Annotated in this window: 23 protein-coding genes; 16 read left to right on the top strand and 7 right to left on the bottom strand. The window is 63.5% G+C overall.

Going from position 1 to position 25,433, the window contains the following annotated elements; all coding sequences use genetic code 11:
- The first annotated feature begins 10 nt into the window (after nt 1-10).
- The 4 genes from ACEVBK_RS02125 to nirD all read left to right on the top strand — a co-directional run bounded on the left by ACEVBK_RS02125 (nt 11) and on the right by nirD (nt 4,998).
- The gene (locus ACEVBK_RS02125; protein ID WP_375056973.1) at nt 11-826 is read left to right on the top strand and encodes an ABC transporter ATP-binding protein; all 816 of its coding nucleotides are present in this window, start codon (nt 11-13) and stop codon (nt 824-826) included.
- Between the two features lie 52 nt (nt 827-878).
- Nucleotides 879-1,640 (top strand): uroporphyrinogen-III C-methyltransferase, encoded by a 762-nt coding sequence (cobA, locus tag ACEVBK_RS02120; protein ID WP_375056972.1) that lies wholly within the window; start codon nt 879-881, stop codon nt 1,638-1,640.
- A gap of 527 nt (nt 1,641-2,167) precedes the next feature.
- A complete protein-coding gene (gene nirB, locus ACEVBK_RS02115) occupies nt 2,168-4,681 on the top strand; it encodes a nitrite reductase large subunit NirB (RefSeq protein ID WP_375056971.1) in 2,514 nt (837 codons plus the stop codon).
- Nucleotides 4,678-4,998, top strand: a complete 321-nt coding sequence (nirD, locus tag ACEVBK_RS02110) for a nitrite reductase small subunit NirD (protein ID WP_375056970.1) — start codon at nt 4,678-4,680, stop codon at nt 4,996-4,998. Before nirB ends, nirD begins: the two co-directional genes overlap by 4 nt.
- A gap of 228 nt (nt 4,999-5,226) precedes the next feature.
- Here the strand turns inward: nirD and hldE are convergent, their stop codons facing one another.
- On the bottom strand, nt 5,227-6,651 hold the full coding sequence (gene hldE, locus ACEVBK_RS02105) for a bifunctional D-glycero-beta-D-manno-heptose-7-phosphate kinase/D-glycero-beta-D-manno-heptose 1-phosphate adenylyltransferase HldE (RefSeq protein ID WP_375056969.1): 1,425 nt from the start codon (nt 6,649-6,651) through the stop codon (nt 5,227-5,229).
- Between the two features lie 138 nt (nt 6,652-6,789).
- Between hldE and lpxL the strand changes: the two genes are divergently transcribed.
- A complete protein-coding gene (lpxL, locus tag ACEVBK_RS02100; protein WP_375056968.1) occupies nt 6,790-7,713 on the top strand; it encodes an LpxL/LpxP family Kdo(2)-lipid IV(A) lauroyl/palmitoleoyl acyltransferase in 924 nt (307 codons plus the stop codon).
- Here lpxL and ACEVBK_RS02095 read toward each other — a convergent pair.
- Together ACEVBK_RS02095 and glnE are read right to left on the bottom strand one after the other, a co-directional pair.
- The gene (locus ACEVBK_RS02095; protein ID WP_375058496.1) at nt 7,676-8,002 is read right to left on the bottom strand and encodes a four helix bundle protein; all 327 of its coding nucleotides are present in this window, start codon (nt 8,000-8,002) and stop codon (nt 7,676-7,678) included. The genes lpxL and ACEVBK_RS02095 overlap by 38 nt on opposite strands.
- A gap of 135 nt (nt 8,003-8,137) precedes the next feature.
- Nucleotides 8,138-11,014, bottom strand: a complete 2,877-nt coding sequence (gene glnE, locus ACEVBK_RS02090) for a bifunctional [glutamate--ammonia ligase]-adenylyl-L-tyrosine phosphorylase/[glutamate--ammonia-ligase] adenylyltransferase (RefSeq protein WP_375056967.1) — start codon at nt 11,012-11,014, stop codon at nt 8,138-8,140.
- A gap of 167 nt (nt 11,015-11,181) precedes the next feature.
- Here glnE and ACEVBK_RS02085 point away from each other — a divergent pair, with 167 nt between their 5' ends.
- Genes ACEVBK_RS02085 through ACEVBK_RS02075 form a run of 3 tightly spaced genes read left to right on the top strand, consistent with a single transcriptional unit; the run spans nt 11,182 to nt 12,567 of the window.
- Nucleotides 11,182-11,595 carry a YjfI family protein gene (locus ACEVBK_RS02085; protein ID WP_375056966.1) on the top strand — a complete coding sequence of 138 codons (414 nt, stop codon included), beginning with the start codon at nt 11,182-11,184 and terminating at the stop codon, nt 11,593-11,595.
- 10 nt (nt 11,596-11,605) lie between these two features.
- On the top strand, nt 11,606-12,235 hold the full coding sequence (locus tag ACEVBK_RS02080; protein WP_375056965.1) for a hypothetical protein: 630 nt from the start codon (nt 11,606-11,608) through the stop codon (nt 12,233-12,235).
- A complete protein-coding gene (locus ACEVBK_RS02075; RefSeq protein WP_202088887.1) occupies nt 12,232-12,567 on the top strand; it encodes a hypothetical protein in 336 nt (111 codons plus the stop codon). The genes ACEVBK_RS02080 and ACEVBK_RS02075 overlap by 4 nt, the downstream gene beginning before the upstream one ends.
- Nucleotides 12,568-12,570: 3 nt before the next feature.
- Here ACEVBK_RS02075 and ACEVBK_RS02070 read toward each other — a convergent pair whose 3' ends face one another.
- Nucleotides 12,571-14,082 (bottom strand): CYTH domain-containing protein, encoded by a 1,512-nt coding sequence (locus ACEVBK_RS02070; RefSeq protein WP_375056964.1) that lies wholly within the window; start codon nt 14,080-14,082, stop codon nt 12,571-12,573.
- 167 nt (nt 14,083-14,249) lie between these two features.
- Here ACEVBK_RS02070 and ACEVBK_RS02065 point away from each other — a divergent pair, with 167 nt between their 5' ends.
- From ACEVBK_RS02065 to ACEVBK_RS02045, 5 genes are all read left to right on the top strand, one after another.
- On the top strand, nt 14,250-14,930 hold the full coding sequence (locus ACEVBK_RS02065; protein ID WP_375056963.1) for a TIGR00153 family protein: 681 nt from the start codon (nt 14,250-14,252) through the stop codon (nt 14,928-14,930).
- A 21-nt stretch (nt 14,931-14,951) separates the two neighbouring features.
- The gene (locus tag ACEVBK_RS02060) at nt 14,952-16,217 is read left to right on the top strand and encodes an inorganic phosphate transporter (protein ID WP_375056962.1); all 1,266 of its coding nucleotides are present in this window, start codon (nt 14,952-14,954) and stop codon (nt 16,215-16,217) included.
- An 87-nt stretch (nt 16,218-16,304) separates the two neighbouring features.
- A complete protein-coding gene (locus ACEVBK_RS02055) occupies nt 16,305-16,922 on the top strand; it encodes a TIGR04211 family SH3 domain-containing protein (RefSeq protein ID WP_375056961.1) in 618 nt (205 codons plus the stop codon).
- A gap of 184 nt (nt 16,923-17,106) precedes the next feature.
- Nucleotides 17,107-20,277, top strand: coding sequence for a bifunctional proline dehydrogenase/L-glutamate gamma-semialdehyde dehydrogenase PutA (putA, locus tag ACEVBK_RS02050; protein WP_375056960.1), 3,171 nt, complete (start codon nt 17,107-17,109; stop codon nt 20,275-20,277).
- A gap of 90 nt (nt 20,278-20,367) precedes the next feature.
- Nucleotides 20,368-21,600, top strand: coding sequence for a multifunctional CCA addition/repair protein (locus ACEVBK_RS02045; RefSeq protein ID WP_375056959.1), 1,233 nt, complete (start codon nt 20,368-20,370; stop codon nt 21,598-21,600).
- Here the strand turns inward: ACEVBK_RS02045 and ACEVBK_RS02040 are convergent.
- On the bottom strand, nt 21,591-22,394 hold the full coding sequence (locus ACEVBK_RS02040) for an undecaprenyl-diphosphate phosphatase (protein ID WP_375056958.1): 804 nt from the start codon (nt 22,392-22,394) through the stop codon (nt 21,591-21,593). The two genes, ACEVBK_RS02045 and ACEVBK_RS02040, sit on opposite strands and share 10 nt — an antisense overlap.
- A gap of 65 nt (nt 22,395-22,459) precedes the next feature.
- Nucleotides 22,460-22,828 carry a dihydroneopterin aldolase gene (folB, locus tag ACEVBK_RS02035; protein WP_375056957.1) on the bottom strand — a complete coding sequence of 123 codons (369 nt, stop codon included), beginning with the start codon at nt 22,826-22,828 and terminating at the stop codon, nt 22,460-22,462.
- 107 nt (nt 22,829-22,935) lie between these two features.
- On the opposite strand from folB, the gene plsY reads away from it, so the two are divergent.
- Entirely contained in the window at nt 22,936-23,547 is a 612-nt protein-coding gene (plsY, locus tag ACEVBK_RS02030) for a glycerol-3-phosphate 1-O-acyltransferase PlsY (protein WP_375056956.1), read from the top strand.
- A 10-nt stretch (nt 23,548-23,557) separates the two neighbouring features.
- Here the strand turns inward: plsY and tsaD are convergent, their stop codons facing one another.
- A complete protein-coding gene (tsaD, locus tag ACEVBK_RS02025; protein ID WP_375056955.1) occupies nt 23,558-24,574 on the bottom strand; it encodes a tRNA (adenosine(37)-N6)-threonylcarbamoyltransferase complex transferase subunit TsaD in 1,017 nt (338 codons plus the stop codon).
- A gap of 171 nt (nt 24,575-24,745) precedes the next feature.
- Here tsaD and rpsU point away from each other — a divergent pair, with 171 nt between their 5' ends.
- Both rpsU and ACEVBK_RS02015 read left to right on the top strand, forming a co-directional pair.
- A complete protein-coding gene (gene rpsU, locus ACEVBK_RS02020; RefSeq protein ID WP_014293599.1) occupies nt 24,746-24,961 on the top strand; it encodes a 30S ribosomal protein S21 in 216 nt (71 codons plus the stop codon).
- 15 nt (nt 24,962-24,976) lie between these two features.
- The gene (locus ACEVBK_RS02015) at nt 24,977-25,420 is read left to right on the top strand and encodes a GatB/YqeY domain-containing protein (RefSeq protein WP_375056954.1); all 444 of its coding nucleotides are present in this window, start codon (nt 24,977-24,979) and stop codon (nt 25,418-25,420) included.
- The last annotated feature ends 13 nt before the right edge of the window (nt 25,421-25,433 follow it).

The raw sequence follows: 25,433 nt of genomic DNA, 5'->3' as shown, positions 1-25,433 counted from the left end.
GAGACCGACCATGAGCAAACATTACCTGGAACTGAGCGGCGTCGACATGCGTTTTCATACCGAAAAAGGGGAATTCGAGGCGCTGAAGAACATCAACCTCCGGCTGCAGAAAGGGGAGTTCGTGTCGCTGATCGGCCACTCCGGCTGCGGCAAGAGCACCGTGCTCAACCTGGTGGCGGGGCTCTATGCCCCCAGCACCGGCGGCGTCATCCTCGACGGCCGGGAAGTGGACGGCCCCGGTCCGGAGCGGGCCGTGGTGTTCCAGAACCATGCCCTGCTGCCCTGGCTGACGGTGGAACAGAACATCGCCCTGGCGGTGGACAACACCTTCCGCCGACAGAGCAAGGCCGAACGCAAGGAGCGGGTGGAACACTTCCTGGCCCTGGTGCACATGAGCCATGCCGCCCACAAGCTGCCCGGCGAGATCTCCGGCGGCATGAAGCAGCGGGTGGGCATCGCCCGGGCGCTGTCGGTGGATCCCAAGGTGCTGCTGATGGACGAGCCCTTCGGCGCCCTGGATGCCCTCACCCGGGCCCACCTGCAGGATTCGCTGATGGAAATCCAGGCCGAGCTCGGCAACACCGTCATCATGATCACCCACGACGTGGATGAAGCCGTGCTGCTGTCGGACCGCATCGTGATGATGACCAACGGCCCTTCCGCCACCATCGGCGAAATACTGCCCATCGACCTGGAGCGCCCGCGCAACCGGGTGACGCTCAGCGACGACGCCCAGTATCACAAACTGCGCCGGCATGTGCTGAGCTTCTTGTATGAAGGCCATAATAAAGTCAGCCAGCTCGGCAGCAAGGCCAAGGTCGCCTGACATAAAATTAAAGAGAGAGAAGCCGGCGCAGGCCGGCTCCCTGGAGGAAGCAATGAATCAAGATATCCATGTCACCCTGGTCGGCGCCGGCCCCGGCGATCCCGAGCTGCTCACCCTCAAGGCCCTGCGCGCCATCGAGCGGGCCGAAGTGGTGGTGTACGACAGCCTGGTCAGCCCCGACATACTGGCGCTGATCCCGGCCGGTGTGAAACGCATCGAAATGGGCAAGCGCTGCGGCAAGGCCAGCGCCCGCCAGGAAGACATCTGCGCCGTGCTGGTACGGTTGGCCCGGGCCGGCAACCGGGTGGTGCGGCTGAAGGGCGGCGATCCCTTCATCTTCGGCCGCGGCGGCGAAGAGGCGCTCTACCTCAAGCAGCACGGCATCCCCTTCAGCGTGGTGCCGGGCATCACCGCCGCCCTGGGCTGCGCCGCGGCCGGCCTGATCCCACTGACCCACCGGGGCCTGTCCCGCGCCGTGACCCTGGTCACCGGCCACCTGCAGCAGGGCGGCGAATTCCGGGGCTGGTCCGCCCTGGCCCAGGCCGGCCAGACCCTGGTGTTCTACATGGGGCTGGAGCAGGCCGCCCTGATCCAGCCCCGGCTGCTGGCCGAGGGCTGCCCGGCCTCGCTGCCTGTGGCATTGATTGAGTCCGGAACCACCGCGACCCAGCAGATCACCACCACCGAACTGGGCCGACTGACCGCCACCGCCGCCACCCTGAAGCCGAACGGCCCCGTGCTGATGATCATCGGTGAAGTGGTGAAACTGCGGGCCGAGCTGAGCGCCACCCTGGAATCCCTCGCCGTCGCCTGATCAGTCTTGGCCGGACCCCAGGGTCCGGCCAAAACGACTGACAACGCTTCGGATTACTCTGTGGCCACTAGCGCGCTCCCTCCCGTCACTCCCGCGCACTCTCCCGTCACTCCCGAGAAGGTGGGAGTCCATAACCCTTTGGCTCCTGTCCCCGTCCTGCTTTCGCCAGCCCCGGTCCGGCCTGAGCCGGGCTTTCCCTGCCCCCCGGATACCTATCCGCCCTTTCCCCGCTCCGGCTGCCGCCGAATAAAAAAACGCTTGCACTCTGTTTTTGATAACCCTAAAGTGGTACCTCTAGCGAGTTATTTCTGTTTTATCTGCATCATCATGGTGAAGTCACTGCTCCTTAAACGGGCAGTGCTTTTTCGTGCCTATTACAAAAACCCTTACTTATCAACCAAGTAAAATTTGGCACGCATCTTGATATTCCCTGTTTAAGCGCAAGTCGCACAACTAAACGGGGCCCGCACCAAGGCCACCAAAAACCATCAACCCGCAAGCAAGTCCTGGGTGGCTTAAGGATAGCAATGATGAAACAGAAACTGATTGTCATCGGCAACGGCATGGTAGGTCATCACCTGCTGCAACAGCTGGTAGACCAGAACGGAGTGGAGCAGTACGACATCACGGTATTCGGCGCCGAGAGGCATGCCGCCTACGACCGGGTGCACCTCTCCGAAGTGTTCGACGGCAAGGAGCCGGAAGCCCTGCTGATGGCCACCCCCGACTGGTACCGTGAAAGCGGCCTCGAGCTGCGCCTGGACGAGGCGGTCACCGCCATCGACCGGGACGCCAAGACCCTGACCACCGCCGCCGGCGCCGAGCTCGCCTACGACCGCCTGGTGCTGGCCACCGGCTCCACCCCCTTCGTGCCGCCCATCCCCGGCCGTGAGCGGGACAAGTGCTTCGTCTACCGTACCCTGGAAGATCTGGCCGCCATCAAGGCCGCCTGCCAGGGCGCCAGGACCGGCGTGGTGATCGGCGGAGGCCTGCTCGGCCTGGAAGCCGCCAACGCCCTGCGCCTGCTCGGCCTGGAAACCCATGTGGTGGAATTCGCTCCCCGGCTGATGCCGGTACAGCTGGATCCCCAGGGCGGCACCCTGCTCAGGGAAAAGATCGAGCGCCTGGGGCTGCATGTGCACACCCAGAAAGCCACCCAGCACATCATCGACGGCGAAAGTGCCACCCACCGCCTCGAATTCAACGATGGCGGCATCCTCGAAGCCGACGTGCTGGTGTTCAGCGCCGGTATCCGTCCCCAGGACAGCCTCGGCCGTGAAGCCGGCCTCACCCTGGGCGAGCGCGGCGGCATCTGCATCAACGATCTTTGCCAGACCTCGGATCCGGACATCTACGCCATCGGCGAATGCGCCCTGTGGGAAGGCAAGCTGTTCGGCCTGGTGGCCCCCGGCTACCAGATGGCCCGCGCCGTGGCCGCCCAGCTACTGGGCAAGGACGGCGCCTTCAAGGGCGCCGACATGAGCACCAAGCTCAAGCTGCTGGGCGTGGACGTGGGCGCCATCGGCGATGCCCACGGCCAGACTCCAGGCAGCCAGGAAGTGTTACTGCTGGATCGCAGCAAGGATCTGTACAAGAAGCTGGTGCTGAACGAAGCCGGTGATCGCCTGCTGGGCGCCGTGCTGGTGGGCGACAACGGCGACTACGACACCCTGCTGCAGACCTACCTCAACGACATGCCGCTGCCGGATCACCCCCTGGCCCTGCTGGTGCCGGAAGACGCCGCCGGGGGCGCACCCAAGGCGGCCCTGCCGGCCACCGCCACCGTCTGCTCCTGCCACAACGTGAGCAAGGGCGCCATCATAGAGGCGGTGCAGGGCGGCGCCTGCGACGTGTCGGCGGTCAAGGCCTGCACCAAGGCCGGCACCGGTTGCGGCGGCTGCGCCGGCCTGCTCACCCAGGTAGTCAACCAGGCGCTGGAAGATCAGGGCATTACCGCCGACAAGAGCCTGTGCGAGCACTTCGCCTACAGCCGCCAGGAGCTGTTCCACCTGATCAAGGTGGGCCAGATCAAGAGCTTCGACGAACTGCTGGCCAAACACGGTACCGGCCTGGGCTGTGACAGCTGCAAGCCGGCGGCGGCGTCCATCTTCGCCTCCCTGTGGAACGAGCACGTACTGTCGCCCAAGCACCAGCCGCTGCAGGATACCAACGACACCTTCCTCGCCAACATGCAGAAGAACGGCACCTATTCGGTGGTGCCCCGAGTGCCCGGCGGCGAGATCACCCCCGAGCAGCTGATCGTGCTGGGCCAGGTGGCCAAGCGCTACGACCTCTACACCAAGGTCACCGGCGGCCAGCGCATCGACCTGTTCGGCGCCCGCCTGGAGCAGTTGCCGCAAATCTGGAAGGAGCTGATCGACGCCGGCTTCGAGACCGGCCACGCCTACGGCAAGTCGCTGCGCACCGTCAAGTCCTGTGTCGGCTCCACCTGGTGCCGCTACGGGGTACAGGACTCCCTGGATCTGGCGGTGGCCCTGGAGCACCGCTACAAGGGCCTGCGTTCGCCCCACAAGCTGAAGTTCGCGGTGTCCGGCTGCACCCGAGAGTGCGCCGAGGCCCAAGGCAAGGACGTGGGCATCATCGCCACCGAGAAGGGCTGGAACCTGTACTTCGCCGGCAACGGCGGCATGCGCCCGCGCCACGCCGACCTGTTCGCCACCGACCTGGATACCGACACCCTGGTCCGCTATATCGACCGGCTGCTGATGTTCTACGTGGCCACCGCCGACAAGCTGCAGCGCACCTCGGTGTGGATGGAAAACCTGGAGGGCGGCCTGGACTACCTGCGCGAGGTCATCATCGACGACTCCCTGGGTCTGGCCGACGAACTGGAAGGGCGCATGGCCCATGTGGTCGACACCTACGAGTGCGAGTGGAAAGCCACCCTGGAAGATCCGGAAAAACTCAAGCGTTTCAAGAGCTTCGTCAACACCGATGAGGCCGATGACAGCATCGTCTTCGAACGCAAGCGCGGCCAGATCCGCCCGGTAGAAATGATTGAAATCAAGGAGGTCTCATGAGTCTTGTTCGCCTTTGCCACGTCAACGACATTCCCGAGCACAGCGGCATGGCCGCATTGGTGGAGGGTCGGCAACTGGCCCTGTTCAACCTGCCCGGGCTCGGTTTCTTCGCCCTCGACAACTGGGATCCTATGGGCAACGCCCAGGTGCTGGCCCGGGGTATAGTGGGCGACATCAAGGGCGAGCCCTGCGTGGCCTCGCCCCTGTACAAGCACCATTACTCATTGAAAGACGGCCGCTGCCTGGAGCAGGAGGACGTCAAGGTCAAGGTCTGGCCCCTGGTCGCCAAGGACGATCAGCTGTGGCTTGAGCAGTAATCCCTGACGGGATAAGGACGCGGGGTTGGGCCACCGGGAACGAGGGGAGCCGCAACCCGCCCCGCTTCCACCTTTATAATCAAACGGGGCCAAGGCGGCCCCGTTTTTGTTAGCCGCTGTTTACGATCTTTACGAAGCTTGTCTGTAACGACTCAAACACAGAGTCAACAGGCGACACTGAAGCGTTAGGGAAAGCAAAGGGCGCCGCTCCGCCGACCATGTTACCCATCAACGGGTGCGGATGGCCTGGATGATGGCAGTGGTGGAGCAGCCGTCCTCGAAGTTGAGCACCTTAACCTCGCCGCCGTTGGCGGTCACTTCCTCGAAGCCGGCGATGTCCTCAGGTTTATAGTCCCCGCCCTTGACCAGCACGTCGGGCAGCACCTCGGCGATCAGCCGGCGCGGGGTGTCTTCCGCGAAGGGCACCACCCAGTCCACCGCGCCCAGGCCGGCCAGCACCGCCATGCGCCTGTCCACCGCGTTCACCGGCCGGCCCTCACCCTTGAGGGCGCGTACCGAGGCGTCGGTGTTCACCGCCACTATCAGCCGTTCGCCCAGCTTGCGGGCGTTATTGAGGTAGGAGACGTGGCCGGCGTGAAGAATGTCGAAGCAGCCGTTGGTCATCACCACTTTCTCGCCCCGGCGGCGGGCGGCGTCCACCACGAACTTGAGCTGCTGCTCGGTGACCACTCCCATGCCCGACTCAAGGCCGCCGTAGAGCACGTTGGCCAGCTCGATGGCGGAGACGGTGGAGGTCCCCAGCTTGCCGACCACGATGCCGGCGGCCACGTTGGCCAGGGCGCAGGCTTCGTCCAGCGGCAGGCCGGCGGCCAGGCCCGAGGCCAGGGTGGCGATAACGGTGTCGCCGGCGCCGGTGACGTCGTACACCTCATGGGCCTGGGCCGGCAGGTGCAGTTCGTCCTCGCCCGGGCGGATCAGGGTCATGCCGTGCTCGGAGCGGGTCACCAGCAGGGCCTTGAACTCGAACCTGTCCACCAGCTCCAGGCCGCGGGCCACCAGTTCCCGCTCATCCTTCACCTTGCCCACCACCGCCTCGAACTCGCTCATGTTGGGGGTAAGCAGGGTGGCGCCCCGGTACTTCTCGAAATCCGAGCCCTTGGGGTCCACCAGCACCGGCACCCCGGCCTCGTTGGCGGCACGGATCAGGGACTGCACCTGGGCCAGGGCGCCCTTGGCGTAGTCGGACAGCACCAGCACCCCGGCCTGAGCCAGGGCGGCATGGGTCTTGTCGGTGAGCGAAGCGGCGTCTTCGGCCGCAAAGCCTTCCTCGAAGTCCAGCCGCAGCAACTGCTGGTTGCGGCTCATCACCCTGAGTTTGGTGATGGTGGGGTGGCTCTTGAGGCGCACGAAGTCACACTCCACCCCCACGCCCTTCATCTTGTCCTGCAGGGAATTGGCCGCCTCGTCGTCACCGGTCAGGCCCAGCAGCCGGGCACCGGCGCCCAGGGCCGCGGCGTTCAGGGCCACGTTGGCGGCGCCGCCGGGGCGCTCTTCATTGTGCTCTACCTTGACCACAGGCACCGGAGCCTCGGGCGAGATACGTCCGGTGGGGCCGGACCAGTAGCGGTCCAGCATCACATCCCCGACCACCAGCACCCTGGCGCTATCGAATTCCGGCAACTTGATCTTCATAGGTTCCGACCCTTGTGAACATGGGAAAGGGAAATATTATCACAGCCATCACCGATCGCACCCGTCGACCGCCCTTTGGTGGTTATTCCCGCCAGAGTTATTTAGAATTCAGCCATTTGATGATGATGGCGACTTCCTATGCACGATTCCCGGCTTCCTTCCTTCGGCACGGCGCTGCTGCACCCGCGCTACGCCTTCAACTGGCTGGGCCTCGGCCTGCTGTGGCTGCTGGTCACCCTGCTGCCCTGGCGCGCGCAGATGGCACTGGGCCGGGGGCTGGGCCGGCTATCGATAAAAGTGCTGAAGTCCCGGGTCAGGGTGGCCCGGCGCAACCTGGAGCTGGCCTTGCCGGAACTGGGTGAGGCCGAGCGCGAGCGCCTGCTCGGGGCCAATTTCGAGAGCGTGGGCTGCGCCCTCTTCGAGACCGGCATGGCCTGGTTCTGGCCCCACTGGCGGATGCGCGCCCTCACCCGCATGGAAGGCACCGAGCACGTGGACGCCGCCGTGGCCCGGGGCCAGGGCATGCTGCTGCTGTCGGCCCACTTCCTGACGCTCGAGCTCAACGCGCGCCAGTTCGGCCTGTACCGACCCGGGGTAGGGGTGTACCGGCCCAACACCAACCCGGTGCTGGAATACGCCCAGGTGCACGGTCGCTGCCGGTCCAACAAGTACCTGGTGGACCGGCTCGACATCAAGGGCATGCTCAAGGCCCTGCGGGCCGGCGACGCGCTCTGGTATGCACCGGACCACGACTACGGTCGCCACGCCAGCGTGTTCGTGCCCTTCTTCGCGGTGGAGCAGGCCGCCACCATCACCGGCACCGCCACCCTGGCGCGGGTGAAGAACAGCGTCACCCTGCCCTGCTTCACCTTGCGCGAGCAAGACGGCTACCGGCTGATCGTCCAGCCGCCGCTGGCCGGTTTCCCCACCGGCGACGACGAGGCGGACGCCATCGCCGGCAACCGGGTGCTCGAGGCCGCCATCCGCCGGGCCCCGGAGCAATACATGTGGCTGCACCGGCGCTTCAAGACCACCCCGGAAGGGGTACCCTACAGGTACTGATTAAAAAGCCGGGATTAGGGGCTCGGGACCGGTACAGGCGCTGCCAGCTCTCAAGTTTCTTTTTGATGCTGCTCTGCAACCCATTGAGCAAGCGAAAGGTGCGGTCCAGCTGCCGAAAGACATCGTGCGTCTCCGACAGCAATCCGAGCCTACACGCGATCTCCATCTGGGTATCAAGCTCATTCAGCGAGCCTCTGGCAATACTCAGGAAATGGGCATATTCACGCGTGCTCGAACTGGCCGCGCCTTCGGCAATGTTGGAAGGCACCGGAATGGCCGCCCTGCGCACCTTGATGTCAGACCGCACAACTCGGCCCTGGGAAATGCTGCTGAGGCCCCGTAGGCCAGCCTTACCAACAGCATGGCCTCGCGCCAGACATCAAGTCGCTTGTGCGTCTTCATACTTCCTCCCAGTCCCGGATCCCTAGTCCCCAGTCCCGGCGTGCTTGAGCCATTTATTCCAGCTCTCCACCACCCAGCCGCGCTCCCGTACGAGCTCGCTGTCCGGCACCCGGCCGGGTTGATCGGACAGGCTCAGCCGGTGGCCCCGGTCGCGGATGGCGCAGTAGGCGGTTTTCAACTGCCAGGCCTCTTCCTCTTCCAACAGCCCCACTTCCACCGCCGCCTCCAGGATGCGGATATTGTCGGACCAGCGGGTCAGGGCCGGATGCTGGGAGGCATGGGCCAGCACCAGGTACTGGGTAAGGAACTCGATATCGGCCAGGCCACCCACCGACTGCTTGAGATGGAACTCGTCGGGGCCGGCCTTGATGAGATGGGCGCGCATCTTCTCGCGCATCTGCACCACCTCCCGGGCCAGCTCGCCGCGCTCCCGCTCCTTGCCCAGTACCTCCCGCCGGATCTGGTTGAAGGTGTCGAACAGCCCGGGGTCGCCCACTATGATACGGCTGCGCACCAGGGCCTGGTGCTCCCAGGTCCAGGCCTCGTTGTGCAGGTAGGTCCGGTAGGCGTCGAGCGGGCTCACCATCAGGCCGGAAGCGCCGCTCGGACGCAGCCGCATGTCCACTTCATAGAGCACGCCGCTGGGAGTGCGGGTGCTGAACAGGTGAATGATGCGCTGGGCCAGGCGCAGGTAGAACTGGCGGCAGTCCAGGGGCTTGTCGCCGTTGGTCTGGCCCTTGAGCCCCGCCTCCTGCACAAACACCAGATCCAGATCCGAGCTGTAGGCCAGCTCGATGCCACCCAGCTTGCCGTAGGCCACCACGCCGAACCCCTTGCGCGGGCTGTCCACCAGTTGCTCGGGCACGCCGTGGCGGGCGCTCATCTGGGCCCAGGCCTGGTTGACCACCTCTTCCACCATGGCTTCCGCCAGCCAGCTAAGGTGGTCGCTCACTTTCATCAGCGGCAGGGCGCCGGCAATGTCGGCGGCGGCGATGCGCAACAGATGGATCTGCTTGAACTGCCGCAGGGCTTCCATCTGCTGCTCCACGTCTTCCTCCGGTACCCGCAGCAGAAACTGGCGCAGCTCGCCCCGGTAGGCGTCGAGGGGAATGGGATTGTACAGCAGTTGGGGCACCAGCAGTTCGTCCAGCAGTATCGGATAGCGTGCCAGCTGCTCGGCCACCAGAGAACTGGCCTCACACAGCCGGATAAGCTGGGTCAGGGCACCGGCGTTTTCCACCAGCAGCTGCAGGTAGGCGGTGCGGGTGGCGATCTGCAGCAGCAGCTTCTGCAGCCGGGCGAACAGGATGCCGGGCAGCTCCGACTGGCTGACCTTGTCGAGCAGCACCGGCATCAGCTTCTCCAGGGCCTGGCGCCCCTGGGGGCCCATGGCCCCGCGTGGGCATTCTTCCTTGAAGCTGTTGAGGGCCAGAGCCAGACGGCCGGCCTTCTCTTGCGCCATGCCCTGCTCCTGCAGCAGCCGTATAAGCTCTTCCTCTTCCCAGTCTGTCTGCCAGAGATCGAACCAGATCTGGGCCGCTCCCTCCTCTTCCGCCTCGGTGCTGTCGCCGATCAATAGCTCAAACTGGCGGTGCACCTGGGCCATGGCCCCGTGCAGCACCCGATAGAAACAATCCCAGTCCGGATGACCCATCAGCCAGGCCAGGCGGGTGCGGTTGAGCTCGTCCTGGGGCAGGGTCTGGGTCTGCTGGTCGGCGAAAGCCTGCAGGAAGTTTTCGACCTTGCGCAGCAGGCGGTAGCTCTGGTGCAACTGCTCCGCATCGTCCGCCGTCAGCGCTCCCGACTCCCGCGCCGCCGCCAGGGCCTGGGGCAGGTGGCGGACCTGCAGCGCCGGCTCCCGGCCACCGCGGATCAGCTGGAACACCTGGGCGATGAACTCCACCTCGCGGATGCCGCCGGCGCCCAGCTTGATGTTGTCCTTCAGTCCCTTGCGCCTCACCTCGGCGGCGATCATCGCTTTCATCTGGCGCAGGGAATCGATCACCCCGAAATCGATGTAGCGGCGAAACACGAAGGGCTTGAGCATGGCGCGCAGCTCGGTGGTGTATTCGCCTTCGTCGTTGAGGATCCGCGCCTTGACCATGGCGTAGCGCTCCCAGGTGCGGCCGTGGTGCTGATAGTAGTCCTCCATAGCGGCGAAACTCACCGCCAGCGGGCCGGACTCGCCGAAGGGCCGCAACCGCATGTCCACCCGGTAGACCTGACCGTCCACCGTGATCTGGTGCAGGGCGTTCACCAGTTTCTGCCCCAGGCGGATAAAGAACTGCTGGTTGGCCAGCTCGCGCCGCCCACCTCGGGTCACCCCGTTGTGGGGAAAGGTGAAGATGAGGTCGATGTCGGAAGAGAAGTTGAGCTCCCGCCCGCCCAGCTTGCCCATGCCCAGGATCAGCATGGGAACGGGGTCGCCCTCGGCATCGGAGGGAGTACCCAGCTCGGCACACTGGCGCCGGTAGAGCCAGCGATAGGCCTCCACGATCAGCGCATCGGCCAAAGCCGAGATATGTTCGAAGCTTTCCTCTACCTCGGCCCCCAACAGCATTTCCCGCCAGGCGATCAGCAGCAGCTCGCGCCGCCGGAAGCAGCGCAGGGTGCGTAACAGGCCGGGCTCGTCGTTCACGGCCGCCAGTTGGGCCGCCAGCTCGGGCCGGTAACGGCCGGCCCGCTGGCCATTGTGCAAATCCCGTTCGTCGTCCAGTTCAAGGGCCAGCTCCGGCTGCTGACACAGGCTGTCGGCGGCAAAGTCGCTGCAGGCGAACAGTGCCTTCAGCCGCTCCCGGCGGTCCCGGTCAAGCGTCGGCAACTGGGCGACGGCGCGCTCTTCGAAGCGGATCCAGTGTTTGTCGGCCTGGACACTCAGCAGGGCGGGCATCTCTACCATATACGTTTCCTTGTTGGCGGATTCTGGCATCAGACTACCATTGTTGACGGCCTTGAACAGAGAGCCGGCGCAGATTGTCGCGCCGGCCGCCGGCGCCAAAGAGCGAGCTTGCACTGAAGCCGACGGCTGATTAGTCTGTAGCGGACTTATTATGTCAGGATCTGTTGATGGAACTCTCAGTTATAGGCCGGCATCTCGAAGGGCTCGGCGACCAGTCGAGCACCGGCTTCGGCTTTCAGTGCTTCCCCATCCCCGGCGAGGTGGAGGTGCTCAAGGTAACGGTGGAGGGGCGCGAAGAGCTGCCCCTGTTCATCTCCGTTTCCGACGATCAAATCCTGTGCATCAGCTACCTGTGGGACGAAAGTCAGGTCGCTCCGGCACGGCGCCAGGCCATGCTGGAGGCCATGCTCGACATGAACATCCCCATGCCGCTGTCGGCCTTTGCCCGGCTCGACGACTGGTACGTGGTGTTCGGCGCCCTGTCGCTCAACGCCGATCTGGCCGATATCGAGCATGAACTGGCGGTGCTGAGCGACAACTGCCTGGAAGTAATCGAAGACATGGCGGAGTTTCTACTATGAGGGCGGGTCGATGAGCGTATTGGGTCAGGTGCTGCGCAGCCTGCAGGACCCGCAAGACGGCAGCCTGGATCCGGGCCGGGTCTGCATCCAGTTGGTGCGTGCCTGCCGCCATGCCGAACAGCACATGCAGGGGCTGGAACGCCAGTGCCGTCAACTGAAAACCGATATCGACCGGCTCGAGGAGCAGGGTTCGCCGCTATCGCAGCGGCTGGCAGGGCTGGAGCAGGCCACCCTGGCGGCCCTGGTCCGGGGCAAGGGGCTGGAAGCCCGGCGACTCGCCACCGCGGTGGCCGCCACCGAAGACGAACAGGACGCCTGCCGGCTCACGCTCGAGCGCCTGCGCCGGCGGCTGCGCTACTACCAGGATCGCTGGCTCGGTGCCGAGCGCCATTACCACGATCTGTGCCGCCAGTTGGCCATGGCAAAGACCACCGCCTGCGTGCGCAAGACCATGGCCACCATTCGTCGCCATCCGGCGGTGACTCTGGTCAACGCCAAGCAGGCCCTGGCCGATATCCGCGCCCGGGAGCAGCGCCAGGGGCAGGCCCCCGAGCCCGACGACCCTCCTGCGGCCCTGTGCCCCCACAGTGTCGAGCAGGTACTGGCCCGGCTGCAACAGCAACTGGGGAGCCGCCCGTGAGCCAGCGCAAGATCCCGGAAAAATGGCAGAGCTCGGTGCGGGCCGCCAAGGCAGTGCAGGTGGCCTTCGACATGGACGAGGCGCTGCAGTACCAGATCCGGCGCGAAGCGCTGGACAACGGCCTGAGCCCCTCGGATCAAATTCGCCATATCCTGACCCTGCCCACCGCCGCCAAGCCCAAGCGTCCCCGGCTGACGGTCTCGCTCAGCCCCGAAGATTACGTCCACCTGGCCGAGCGTTACGGCCTGAGCCCCGAGCAGCAGCTGGAAATCAAGCACAGGGTGATGGACGAGCTGCTGGCCTACAGCCGCCAGCAGCTTGATGAAGGCTAGCCCTCAGCGCCAGTAGGGGTCCAGCTGCAGGGCCTGCCCCCGGGACTGCTCCAGGGCCTCCAGCAGGAAACCCCGCTTGCGCTCCAGCCAGTCGTCCAGTTCCTCGCGATCGTCCGCCGTCAGCCGTTCACGCACGTCCTCCAGGGGTGACAGCATGTCCAGATCCTCGATACCGCGCAGTATGTCGAGCCAGGGCATACGAAAAACCAGCCGTTCCTCCTCCGGAAAGAGGCCGCTGAAGCACAGCCCCACCATCAGGTTGCGCCTGAGCTTGCCCTTCTGCTGGATATATTGCTCGCCGCCGAGTACGGGCTCCCCCAGGGTACTCTGGCGCAGGGTGCGCCAGCTGTCCTCAAGCAGCTCCCGAGCCAAACCGACGACGGGCGCGGCCAATAGGGTGCCCTGGTTCGGTTCCAGTCCGGCCCGCCAGTCCTGGCGATAAAGCCAGTGGGTCAGACGCAGCAGCAGCCGACCGTAACGCGGGCCGTGAAACAGCTCCCGCAGTTGTTGCTCATCGGGCAGTTGCGCCTGTTGTTCCGCCAGCTCCGCCAGCAGCGCCTTCTGGCAATCCAGACGGCGCAGGTAATGGCCCTTGTCGGCTGTGAGGTGAGCCAGCATTTGGGCCCGGTCCAGCCAGGACAATTGCTGCTGCAACCACAGCAAATCGTCTATCCAGCCACTGTTGACCCGGTGCGACACCAGTTCGCCGAACATCAGCAGGGTTTGGTGCACCAGAGAGGCACCTTCGCGCAACTGCACCAGCCAGTCGATGCCGGGAGTACTCATCCAGCCGTCTTCATGGTGCTGCCAGTGGCGCAACCCTTGATGGAGCAAAGCCATCATCACCTGTTCACAAGAATCCGGCGGCTGCAACGCCAGGGGTTCCAGCACGTGCAAGCGCGGCATGGGACTCAGACCAGCCAGGCGATAACCGCGCTGGGCCTTGGATACCGTCCCCAAACGCAAGCCACCCGACCTGACCAGGTGCTCGGCCAGCTCAAACAGCCGGGAGGCATCGCCCTTGACCAGCTCCAGCTCCAGTTCGCGGATGGGCTCTTGCCGCTCGCCCGCCTGCACATGCCCTTCGTCCAGAGCCAGTTCGATTTCGGTGCCCTCGAAGGCCAGCAGCCAGCGCCGGCGCATAAAATCGGTACAGAACAGGGGCTGCAGCGCCTGCTGCAACGACTCCGGGTCAACCCCGGAAGGCCAGATACCGGCCGGGAACAGTGATAAATCCGGCTGGTTCGACGATAATGCCGCATTATATTCCGGCCGCTGATGCAGCCCGCCGACCTGGCTGCCCGCCAGCTTGATGGTCTGCTCCAGCTCACCGTTTTTACTGCGGATGCGCAGCCCGGCATCCATCCGGCGCAGAGCCAGATCGGCGGTGTCGTAGTAGGTGTTGGCCAGGTGCCGCCGGTCGTGCTTGAGGATTTGGTAAGATTGCAACAGCTCGGGCAGGGCGTCGGTGATATCGAGTGAGACAAGAAACTTGATCTCTATTTCTGTATCCATAAGGGTGTCCGGAAAACCAACCTTCTGATTTAAAAGTAAAAGCAGAATCCACCATCAGAATAACATGACGGTTTTATGAAAAATGCTGTTTTCTTGCCTTTGTAGTTAAGTTACCATTCGCGCCACATTGATGTATCGAGTGTTTTTTCACCGACACAGGGTTGGCTATGCCAGTAAATACTATTTTGGGACTCTTTGCCAAGTCCCCGATCAAACCCCTGCAGAAGCATGTGATGAAAGTCCATGAAGCTGCACAGCAATTGGTTCCCTTCTTCGACGCCATGTGGGAGCAGGACTGGGAAAAGGCCGAGCAGATCCAGGGCCACATTTCCCAACTGGAACGGGAAGCCGATGCGCTGAAGCGGGAAATTCGTCTCAAACTCCCCCGCGGCCTCTTTATGCCGGTCGCCCGCACCGACATGCTGGAGTTGTTAACCCAGCAGGACAAGATTGCCAACAAGGCGAAAGACATCTCCGGCCGCATCGTGGGCCGCCAGATGGAAATTCCGCTGCAACTGAAAACGTCTTTTATGGCCTACCTCAGCCGGTGTATCGACGCCACCGCCCAGGCCGCCAAGGCCATAGACGAGCTCGACGAACTGCTGGAAACCGGCTTCAAGGGCCGGGAGATGGACCTGGTCACCGACATGATCCACCAGCTGGATCTGATCGAAGACGATACCGACGTGATGCAGGCCAAGCTGCGCAAGCAGTTGCAAGCCATCGAAGACGGTTACAACCCCATCGATGTCATCTTCCTGTACAAGATCCTTGAGTGGGTCGGTGACCTGGCAGATCAGGCCGAACGGGTGGGTGCCCGTCTTGAGCTGATGCTGTCCCGTTCCTGAGCGAAACAACAAGGTATATAAATGGATATCATCGCTAACTACGGCACCACGCTGATCCTGGTGGCGGCTGTCTTCGGCTTCTTCATGGCCTGGGGCATCGGCGCCAACGACGTCGCCAATGCTATGGGTACCTCGGTAGGCACCCGCTCGCTGACCATCAAGCAGGCGATCATCATCGCCATGATCTTCGAGTTTGCCGGCGCCTACCTGGCCGGCGGCGAGGTCACCTCCACCATTCGCAGCGGTATTATCGATTCCGATGCCTTCGAGGGCCACCCGGATCTGCTGGTATTCGGCATGATCGCCTCCCTGCTGGCGGCCGGTACCTGGCTGCTGCTGGCCTCCTACTTCGGCTGGCCGGTGTCCACCACCCACTCCATCATCGGCGCCATCGTCGGCTTCGCTCTGGTTTCGCTCGGTTCAGAGGCAGTGCACTGGGGTAAACTCGGCGGCGTGGTTGGTTCCTGGATCGTCACCCCAGCCCTGTCCGGCCTGCTTGCCTACTTTACCTTTATCAGCGTACAGCGCCTGATCTTCAACGCCGACAGCCCCCTGGCGGCGGCCAAGAAGTATGTTCCCATCTATATTTTCCTCACCATCATGGTGATCTGCCTGGTGACCCTGAAGAAAGGCCTGAGCCACGTGGGCCTGGACATGAGCAACGCCCAGAGCTGGGGCCTGTCGGTACTGGTGTCGCTGCTCGGAGCCCTGCTCTGCGCCGCTTATATCCGTCGCCAGAAATACAACCCCCAGGACGACAAGGACATGCACTTCTCCAACGTAGAGAAAGTGTTCGGCATCCTGATGGTGGTGACCGCCTGCGCCATGGCCTTTGCCCACGGTTCCAACGACGTGGCCAACGCCATAGGTCCGCTGGCGGCCGTGGTGAGCGTGGTGGAAAGCGCCGGCCAAATCGCGGCCCGTTCCACCATCGCCTGGTGGATACTGCCGCTCGGTGGCATCGGCATCGTCATCGGCCTGGCGTCCCTCGGCCACAAGGTGATGGCCACCGTAGGCACCGGCATCACCCATTTGACTCCCAGCCGTGGCTTCGCCGCCCAGTTGGCGACCGCTGCGACAGTGGTGATCGCATCCGGTACCGGCCTGCCCATCTCCACCACCCAGACCCTGGTAGGCGCGGTGATGGGGGTCGGCCTGGCCCGGGGTATCGCCGCCCTCAACCTTAACGTATTGCGCAATATAGTGGTGTCCTGGATCGTGACCCTGCCCGCCGGCGCCATACTGGCCATCGTGTTCTTCTATATCATCCAGTGGGTATTCGTCTGAACAAGGGGGCCACAGGCCCCCTTGTTCTTGTCCTTACCTGCATCGCCGATTACCATGGCGTTATCAATGAGAGTGAAGGAACCCCAGGTGAGATTAAAATTCCTGTTGGCACTGCTGTGTAGCCTGCCTTGGCTCGGCCATGCCGAGGCCGCAACCCGTTATATTTCCGACAACGTGTACGCCTTTCTGCATGCCGGCCCCGGCAACCAGTACCGTATCATCGGCTCCATCAACGCCGGCGAGCCGGTGGAGTACCTGAGCCGCAATGCCGAAAGCAAGTACGTGCAAATTCGTGACGGCGAAGGCCGTACCGGCTGGATAGACGGCCAGTTTATACAAACCGGGGAAAGCTTCCGCTCCCGGCTGCCCACCCTGGAGCAGGAACTGGCGACCACCAAACAGCAACTGGCCAGCGCCGATGAACGTCACCGCCAGGATGTCATCGATAAGACCAGCCGACTGCAACAACAGGAGCAGGAACTGAGTGAATTGCACAGCCAGCTTGCAGAGTTGCGCCAGACCAGTGACCAACTGGCGGCAGACAATCGCCGCCTGACCAGCCTGATGGACGACCGGGAGCACCAGATGCGGCTGGACTGGCTGCTGCGGGGCGGCCTGGTCGCCGGCGTCGGCGCCCTGTTCGGTTTCCTGTTGCCGCTTATCCCCCTGCGCCGCAAGCGCAAACAGGGACGCTGGATGAACTGATGCCATCCGCCCCATCCCCGAGAGCGCCCTGGTGGCGCTTTTTTGTTGCTCCTTGTCACCTACCGCCCGTGCTCGGCTATCTTTAACAGGCAAACAAGGCGGACAATCGTAGCTATTGCGCCTCTCGACGCGCCCGCTGTTACCGGCCCGCCGCCACGGCTCCCCAACTTCAGGAAGTGTCGTTATGTTTAATGCTGCCACCGTCTTCGCTCCCGGTTACGCCCCCCGCGACCTGCTGGCCCTGCGCCAGGACATTACCCGAAACTATGTGGTCGATGAAAACGACTACCTGGCCAGCCTGTTGGAGCAGGTGCCGGCCGATGGCCAGACCCTGGCCCGCGTCACCGAGCAAGCCCGTCGCCTGGTGACCCAGGTGCGGGCGGAAAGCGATGGCGGCGACGGCATCGACGCCTTCCTGCAGCAGTACAGCCTGGACACCCAGGAGGGCATTATCCTGATGTGCCTGGCCGAAGCCCTGCTGCGCATCCCCGACAGCCACACCGCCGACGAGCTGATCAAGGACAAGCTGTCCGGCGCCGACTGGGCCAGACACTTCCGCCAGAGCGACTCCACCCTGGTCAACGCCTCCACCTGGGGCCTGATGCTGACCGGCAAGATAGTGCGCATGGACAGGAAGCTGGACGGCAACCCGGCCAACGTGCTCAACCGCATGATCAACCGCCTGGGCGAACCGGTGGTGCGCTCCGCCATGTACGCAGCCATGAAGATCATGGGCAAGCAGTTCGTGCTGGGCCGGGACATCAAGGAAGCGCTCAAGGCCAGCCGCAAGTCCCGCGAACTCGGCTATACCCATTCTTACGACATGCTGGGCGAAGCGGCCATGACCGCCGCCGACGCCGAGAAATACCGCGCCGACTACGCCAACGCCATCGCCGCCGTGGGTGCCGAGCAGCTCAACAACTCCAAGGTGCCGCGCCCGTCCATCTCCATCAAGCTGTCCGCCCTGCACCCGCGCTATGAAGAGGCCAGCCGCCAGCGGGTGCTGAGCGAACTCTACGCCACCGTGCTGGGGTTGCTGGAGCAGGCACGTAAACTGGACGTGTCCATCACCATCGATGCGGAGGAGATGGACCGGCTGGAACTGTCGCTCGATCTGTTCGAATCCCTGTACCGTGCCGAGGTCAACAAGGGCTGGGGCGGTCTCGGCCTGGTGGTACAGGCCTATTCCAAACGGGCCCTGCCGGTACTGTGCTGGCTGACCGCCCTGGCCCGGACGCAAGGCGACGAGATCCCGGTGCGGCTGGTAAAGGGCGCCTACTGGGACAGCGAGATCAAGCACTGCCAGCAGGCGGGCATCGACGGCTACCCGGTCTATACCCGTAAGGCGGCCACCGACGTGTCCTACCTGGCCTGCGCCCGCTACCTGCTGAGCGACGCCACCCAGGGGGCTATCTATCCCCAGTTCGCCACCCATAACGCCCACACTGTGGTGTCGGTGATGGCCATGGCGGGGGAGCGCCGCTTCGAGTTCCAGCGACTGCACGGCATGGGCGAGGAGCTGTACAACACCGTGCTGAAGGAAAACCCGGGCCTGGTGTGCCGTATCTATGCCCCGGTGGGCGCCCACAAGGATCTGCTGCCCTACCTGGTGCGCCGCCTGCTGGAAAACGGGGCCAACACCTCCTTCGTGCACAAGCTGGTGGATCCCAATACCCCCATCGACACCCTGATCACCCATCCGCTGGCCAGCCTCGGCGAGTGCCCCAGCCTGGCCAACGACAAGATACCGCTGCCGCTGGCCATCTTCCCGGACCGTACCAACTCCCGGGGCCTGAACATGAATATCGAAGATCTGCGCACCCCCTTCTTCAGCGAGTTGACCAAACTGGCCGACAAGCAGTGGCAGGCCGGTCCCATCGTCGGCGGCAAGACCTTGACCAACGGCACCGCCAACGCCGTACTGAGCCCCCAGGATCAGGGCCGGCAGGTGGGCCAAGTCTGGTTTGCCGACAAGGCGACGGTGGAGCAGGCGGTGGGCCGGGCCCAGGCCGCCTTCAAGGGCTGGCGCGACAGCCCGGTGGAGCAACGCGCCCAGGCGCTGGAAAAGCTGGCCGAGCTGCTGGAGGCCCATAGCACCGAGTTTGTTTCCCTCTGTACCCGGGAAGCAGGCAAGCTGCTGCAGGACGGCATCGACGAGGTACGCGAGGCGGTGGACTTCTGCCGCTACTATGCCGTTGAAGCCCGCCGCCTGATGGCCGAGCCCACCAGGCTGCCCGGCTACACCGGCGAGCTGAACCTGCTCTATGCCCAGGGCCGGGGCCCCTTCGTCTGTATCAGCCCCTGGAACTTCCCCCTGGCCATCTTCCTCGGGCAGGTGGGGGCCGCCCTGGTCACCGGCAACACGGTGCTGGCCAAGCCGGCGGAGCAGACCTCCCTGGTCGCCCACCTGGCGGTAAGGCTGGCGCACCAGGCCGGCATTCCCGCCGACGTGCTGCAGCTGCTGCCCGGGGACGGCGCCACCGTGGGCGCCGCCCTCACCAGCGATCCCCGCATCGCCGGGGTCTGCTTCACCGGCTCCACCGACACCGCCCAGTTGATCAACCTGATCCTGGCCAAACGCAGCGGTTCCATAGTGCCGCTGATCGCCGAAACCGGCGGCCAGAACACCATGATAGTGGACTCCACCGCCCTGCCCGAACAGGTGGTGCGCGACGTGCTGCGCGCCGCCTTCCAGAGCGCCGGCCAGCGCTGCTCCGCCCTGCGGGTGCTCTATCTGCAGGAAGACATCGCCGAGCGGGTGCTGGAGATCCTCAAGGGCGGCATGAAGGAGCTGAGCGTCGATGACCCCGCACTCTGGTCCACCGACGTGGGCCCGGTGATCGACCGGGATGCCAAGACCGGGCTGGAGGCGCACCTGACGCGGATGAAGGCCGCCGGCAAGAACGTCATCGCCCAGGCCCCCATGGGCAAGATCTGCGCCAAGGGCTTTTATGTGCAACCGACCGCATTGGAAATCGGCTCCATCAAGGAACTGGAAAAAGAGCAGTTCGGCCCCATCCTCCACGTGGTGCGGTTCAAGGCCAGGGATATCGACAAGGTGATCGATGAGATCAACGGTACCGGCTATGGCCTGACGCTCGGCATCCACAGCCGTAATGAGTCCTTCGCCGACCAGGTGGCCAAATCGGTGGATGCCGGTAACGCCTATATCAACCGGGATCAGATCGGTGCCATGGTCGGCGTGCAGCCGTTCGGTGGCCAGGGCCTGTCCGGCACCGGCCCCAAAGCGGGAGGGCCCCACTACCTGAGCCGCTTTATCACCGAAAAAACCGTGACCAACAACACCACCGCCATCGGCGGCAACGCTACCCTGCTCTCTCTCGGCGAGGGGTGATCCCTGGTGGGAAGCGGTTAAAAAGGCGCCTCGGCGCCTTTTTCATTTTAAGTCGTTATAATGATCCTTTTTTCATCCGGGGGAGAAGGCGTGGACATCTATCTGGTGGGGGGAGCGGTCAGGGATGCCTTGCTGGGCCTGAACGTCGGCGAGCGCGACTATATGGTGGTGGGCGCCACCCCGGAGCACCTGCTCCGCCTCGGTTACACCCAGGTGGGCAAGGATTTCCCGGTATTTTTACATCCACACAGCAAAGAGGAATATGCCCTGGCCCGCACCGAGCGCAAGGCGGGCAGCGGCTATACCGGCTTTATCTGCGACTTCGGCCCCGAGGTCACTCTGGAGGAGGATCTCCGCCGCCGGGATCTCACCATCAATGCCATCGCCCAGGACCAGGAGGGGCGGCTGCATGATCCCTACGGCGGCCGCGCCGATATCGAGCACCGGGTGCTGCGCCATGTGTCCGCGGCCTTCGGCGAAGATCCGTTGCGGGTGCTGCGAGTGGCCCGCTTCGCCGCCCGTTTCCACGATCTGGGCTTTACCCTGGCCGACGAAACCCTGGCCTTGATGCAAGAGATGGCCGCCAGCGGCGAGCTCAGCGCCCTGACGCCGGAGCGGGTATGGAAGGAAACGGAAAAGGCCCTGGCCACCGCCAACCCCCAGGTCTATTTTGAAGTGCTGCGCCAGGCCGGTGCCCTCGGCCCGCTCTTTCCCGAACTGGAGGCCCTGTTTGGCGTGCCCGGCCCGGAGAAATGGCATCCGGAGATCGATACCGGCATTCATACCCTGATGGTGCTCAAGCGGGCGGCGGAACTGGGCGGAGACCTGCCCTGCCGTTTTGCCGCCCTCTGCCATGACTTCGGCAAGGCGCTGACGCCCCAGGAAAAATGGCCCAGCCATCATCACCATGGCGAACTGGGAGTCACTCCGATAGCGGCGGTATGTGCCCGCTTCAAGGTACCCACCGAGCATAAAGAAATGGCCATGCTGATGAGCCGCTGGCATATTCTGTTCCACCGGTTGGCGGAGCCGAATCCCGAGCAGGCTGACATCATTCTGGAGCTGTTCAACCGTACCGACGCCTGGCGCAAGCCGGAGCGGTTCGCCCAACTGCTGGTCTGCGCCCAGGCCGACCTGCAGGGCAGGAAGGGCTTTGCCGAGCGCCCTTACCCGCAGCGGGAACGCCTGTGGCAGTGGCTCACCGCGTTAAAAACCATTACCGCGCAGCCCTTTATTGCCCAAGGGCTGAAAGGCCCCGCCATTGGCGAAGCCATTGCCGCCGCCCGGTTAGAGCAGCTGGAACAATGGCTGGCTCACCCCTGAGCCGCCATCACCCACAACAGCACCGCTCCCAAGCCCAGTCGGTAGAGCACGAAAGGCAGCACTCCGATGCGATTAAGCAAGGTCAGGAAGACATGAATGCAGGCCAGGGCACTGGCAAAAGAGGCCAACACCCCCACTCCCACCGCGGACCAGGACATTATCGCCTGGCTGCCGATCAGGTCGGATGCCTGATGGCTGCCGGCCAGGAAAATAATGGGGATGGACATCAGGAAGGAAAAGCGGGCCGCCGCCTGCCGGGTCAGTCCCAGCATCAGGCCTGCGGTAAGGGTAATACCGCTGCGTGACGTCCCCGGGATCAACGCCAGTGCCTGGGCACAGCCCAGCATCAGTGCCCCGCGCCAGCCGGCCTGATATTCGTTTTTCTGCAGCCTGGCCATATGGTCGGCCCACCACAGCAATAAACCGAAGACGATGGTTGCCAGTGCGATCACCCAGCCTGAGCGCAGGTGATCTCCTATCCAGTCGCCGAACAGCAACCCCACCACACAGGCAGGGATGGTCGCCAGGATAATGCACCAGGCCAACCGCGATTCGGCATTGTGTCCGCCGCCGCTGATGGAATTCATCCAGGCCACGGCCAGGGTGCGTACTTCCTTGCGAAAGTAATAGAGCACCGCCAGCAAGCTGCCCAGGTGCACGGCCACATCGAAAGCCATGCCCTGGTCACGCCAGCCCAATAACACCGACGGTAAAATCAGATGAGCCGAGCTGGAAATAGGAAGAAATTCGGTAAAGCCCTGGATCAGGGCGAGCAGTACAGCCTGCACTTCCATGATGCTATTCCTGTGTTCGGATACCCCGGCAGACTACCAGCAGCAAATGACGCTTTAATGACGTCTCAGCTTACGTCATTGGCGCGGGCAAAGCGCTCGATTTCCACGCCCACACCGGCGGCATTGGGCACGGCGCCCGGCTTGGTGAGACGCACCCGCACCGATTTGACCGGGAACTCGGCCAAAATCAGCAGGGCAATACGCTCCGCCATGGTTTCGACCAGCTCCACATGGTTTTGTTCAGCATAGGCAGAGACTTTTCTGGACAGTGCCGAATAATCCAGCGCCTGACCGATATCATCTCCCAGAGCCGCCGGCTTGGTGTCGTAGCCCATCTCCAGATCGAAGCGGATCTTTTGCCGGATGCCTTTCTCCCACTCATAAACACCTATGGTGGTAAGCACTTCCAGGCCTTGCACAAACACTTTATCCATCGTCTCTATCTTCTGTTAAGCTGTGGCTGTCTTCGGCGATCGGGCCGCGCTGGTCCGGTTTCAAGGGCGCAATAATAACGGATTGAACCCGGGGTATAAACCGCGATATGACGGCCCTCACCTTGTTTATGATCATACTGGCTTACCTGGGAGGCTCGGTCTCCAGCGCCGTACTGATCTCGAGGCTCTATCACCTGCCGGACCCCAGGGCCCACGGCTCGGGCAACCCCGGGGCCACCAATGTACTGCGCACCGGCAACCGCAGCGCTGCGGTATGGGTACTACTGTTCGATATCCTCAAGGGCACGATACCGGTGTATCTGGGCTGGTTTATGGGGATCACGCCCCTGTATCTGGCCCTGATCGGCATGGCCGCCTGCCTGGGCCACATGTTTCCGCTGTTTTTCCACTTCCGTGGCGGCAAGGCCGTCGCCACCGCCCTCGGTACCCTGCTGCCGCTGGGCATGGACATGGCCGGGCTGCTGCTGCTGACCTGGCTGATCAGTCTGGGGCTGTTCGGCTATTCTTCGCTGGCTTCGCTCATTACCGCCCTGGTGGCACCGTTATATATCTATTTTATCAAGCCGGAATACACCCTGGCGGTAGCGCTACTGTCCTGCCTCATTATTTTGCGCCACCACCGCAATATCAACCGGCTCTATCACCACCAGGAACCACCTATCCTGGATAAGTTCAAGAAGCCCCCCGGAGGAGATTAAGCATTCCGCCCTAGTCAACCGCCATCAGCTCATCCAGCGGCCAGCGCGGCCGGGCCTTGACCGACAGGGGCTCATCTTCGCCCGCTTTGAGCCGTTGCAGCCCGGCGAAAGCGATCATGGCGCCGTTGTCGGTGCAATATTCGTTGCGCGGATAGAACACCTCCCCCTTAAGACCCGCCATCAGCGCCGCCAGTTGGGTGCGCAGCGACAGGTTGGCGCTGACCCCGCCGGCCACCACCAGGCGGTTGAGCCCGGTCTGTTGCAGGGCCCGCTTGCACTTGATGGCCAGGGTATCCACCACCGCCTGCTGGAAGGCATGGGCAATGTCGGCCCGGGTCTGGTCGTCGTTCCCTTGTGCCGCTATGGTGTTGGCGGCAAAGGTCTTGAGGCCGGAAAAGCTGAAATCCAGGCCGGGCCTGTCGGTCATCGGCCGGGGGAACACGAAACGGCCGGGAACACCCTGGTCGGCCAGCCTGGCCAGACGCGGACCGCCGGGATAGTCCAGCCCCATCAGCTTGGCGGTCTTGTCGAAGGCTTCGCCGGCGGCGTCGTCGATGGACTCACCGAGGATCCGGTAACGGCCGATGCCATCCACCCGCACCAGCAGGGTGTGGCCGCCGGACACCAGCAGCGCCACGAAGGGAAAGGCGGGTACCCGCTCCTCCAGCATGGGTGCCAACAGGTGGCCTTCCATATGGTGCACCGCCACCGCCGGCTTGTTCCAGGCGAAAGCCAGGCTGCGACCGATGGTGGCGCCCACCAGCAGGGCACCCATCAGACCCGGGCCGGCGGTGTAGGCCACGCCGTCGATGTCCTCCCGGGTGCAACCGGCCTGGGCCAGGGCCGCCTCGATCAGCGGTATGGTTTTGCGAATATGGTCCCGGCTGGCCAGCTCCGGCACTACACCACCGTAGTCCGCATGCAGCTTGACCTGGCTGTAGAGCTGGTGGGCCAGGATGCCGAGCTTGTCGTCATAGATGGCGATGCCGGTTTCATCGCAGGAAGTCTCGATACCTAGTACGCGCATGGAATGAATAACACTGTCGGAAAGATGGTGGCTATGTTACCCTGCCCGCGATTTTTTAACCAGCGAAGGGCTACCGGTCTTTACAGCCGGGGCCGGTTCAGAGTAGAATTTCGCACCATTTTTATAGTCATACTGGTCGGTGACAGGCCAGTTAACCGAGGTGAGAGGCACATGCCAGTAATTAAAGTACGTGAAAACGAGCCCTTCGACGTAGCCCTGCGTCGCTTCAAGCGTTCCTGCGAGAAAGCCGGTATCCTGTCTGAAGTGCGTCGCCGCGAGCACTACGAGAAGCCGACTACCGAGCGCAAGCGCGCCAAGGCTGCCGCCGTTAAGCGTCACGCCAAGAAGCTGGCTCGCGAAAACGCACGTCGCACTCGTCTGTACTAAGCAGTTATTGATCTCATGTCTTTAAAGGACCAGTTGTCAGAACAGCAGAAGAACGCCATGCGTGCCAGAGATAAGGCTCGTCTGGGTACCCTACGCATGCTGATGGCCGAGATCAAGCAAAGAGAGATAGACAGCCGCGAAACCCTGGATGACGACGGCATCATAGCGGTGATCACCAAAATGGTGAAACAGCGCAAAGACGCCGCCAGCCAGTTTGAGCAGGCTGGTCGCCAGGATCTGGTCGACAACGAGCGCCAGGAAATAGCGGTGCTGCAGGAGTTCCTGCCGCAACCTCTGACAGAAGACGAACTGGATGCTTTGCTGATGCAAGCCATCGCCGATACCGGCGCCTCTGGCATGCAGGATATGGGCAAAGTGATGGCGGTGCTCAAGCCGCAAATCCAGGGACGTGCAGATATGGGCAAGGTCAGCACCATTATCAAAGCCAAACTGGCTTAATCCGGTTGCTTTC

This window comes from Zobellella sp. DQSA1 (genome assembly GCF_041950555.1).
Classification (GTDB): Bacteria; Pseudomonadota; Gammaproteobacteria; order Enterobacterales; family Aeromonadaceae; genus Oceanimonas.
The sequence above is the reverse complement of the archived record's forward strand: the minus strand, read 5'-3'. Positions and strand labels throughout refer to the sequence as shown.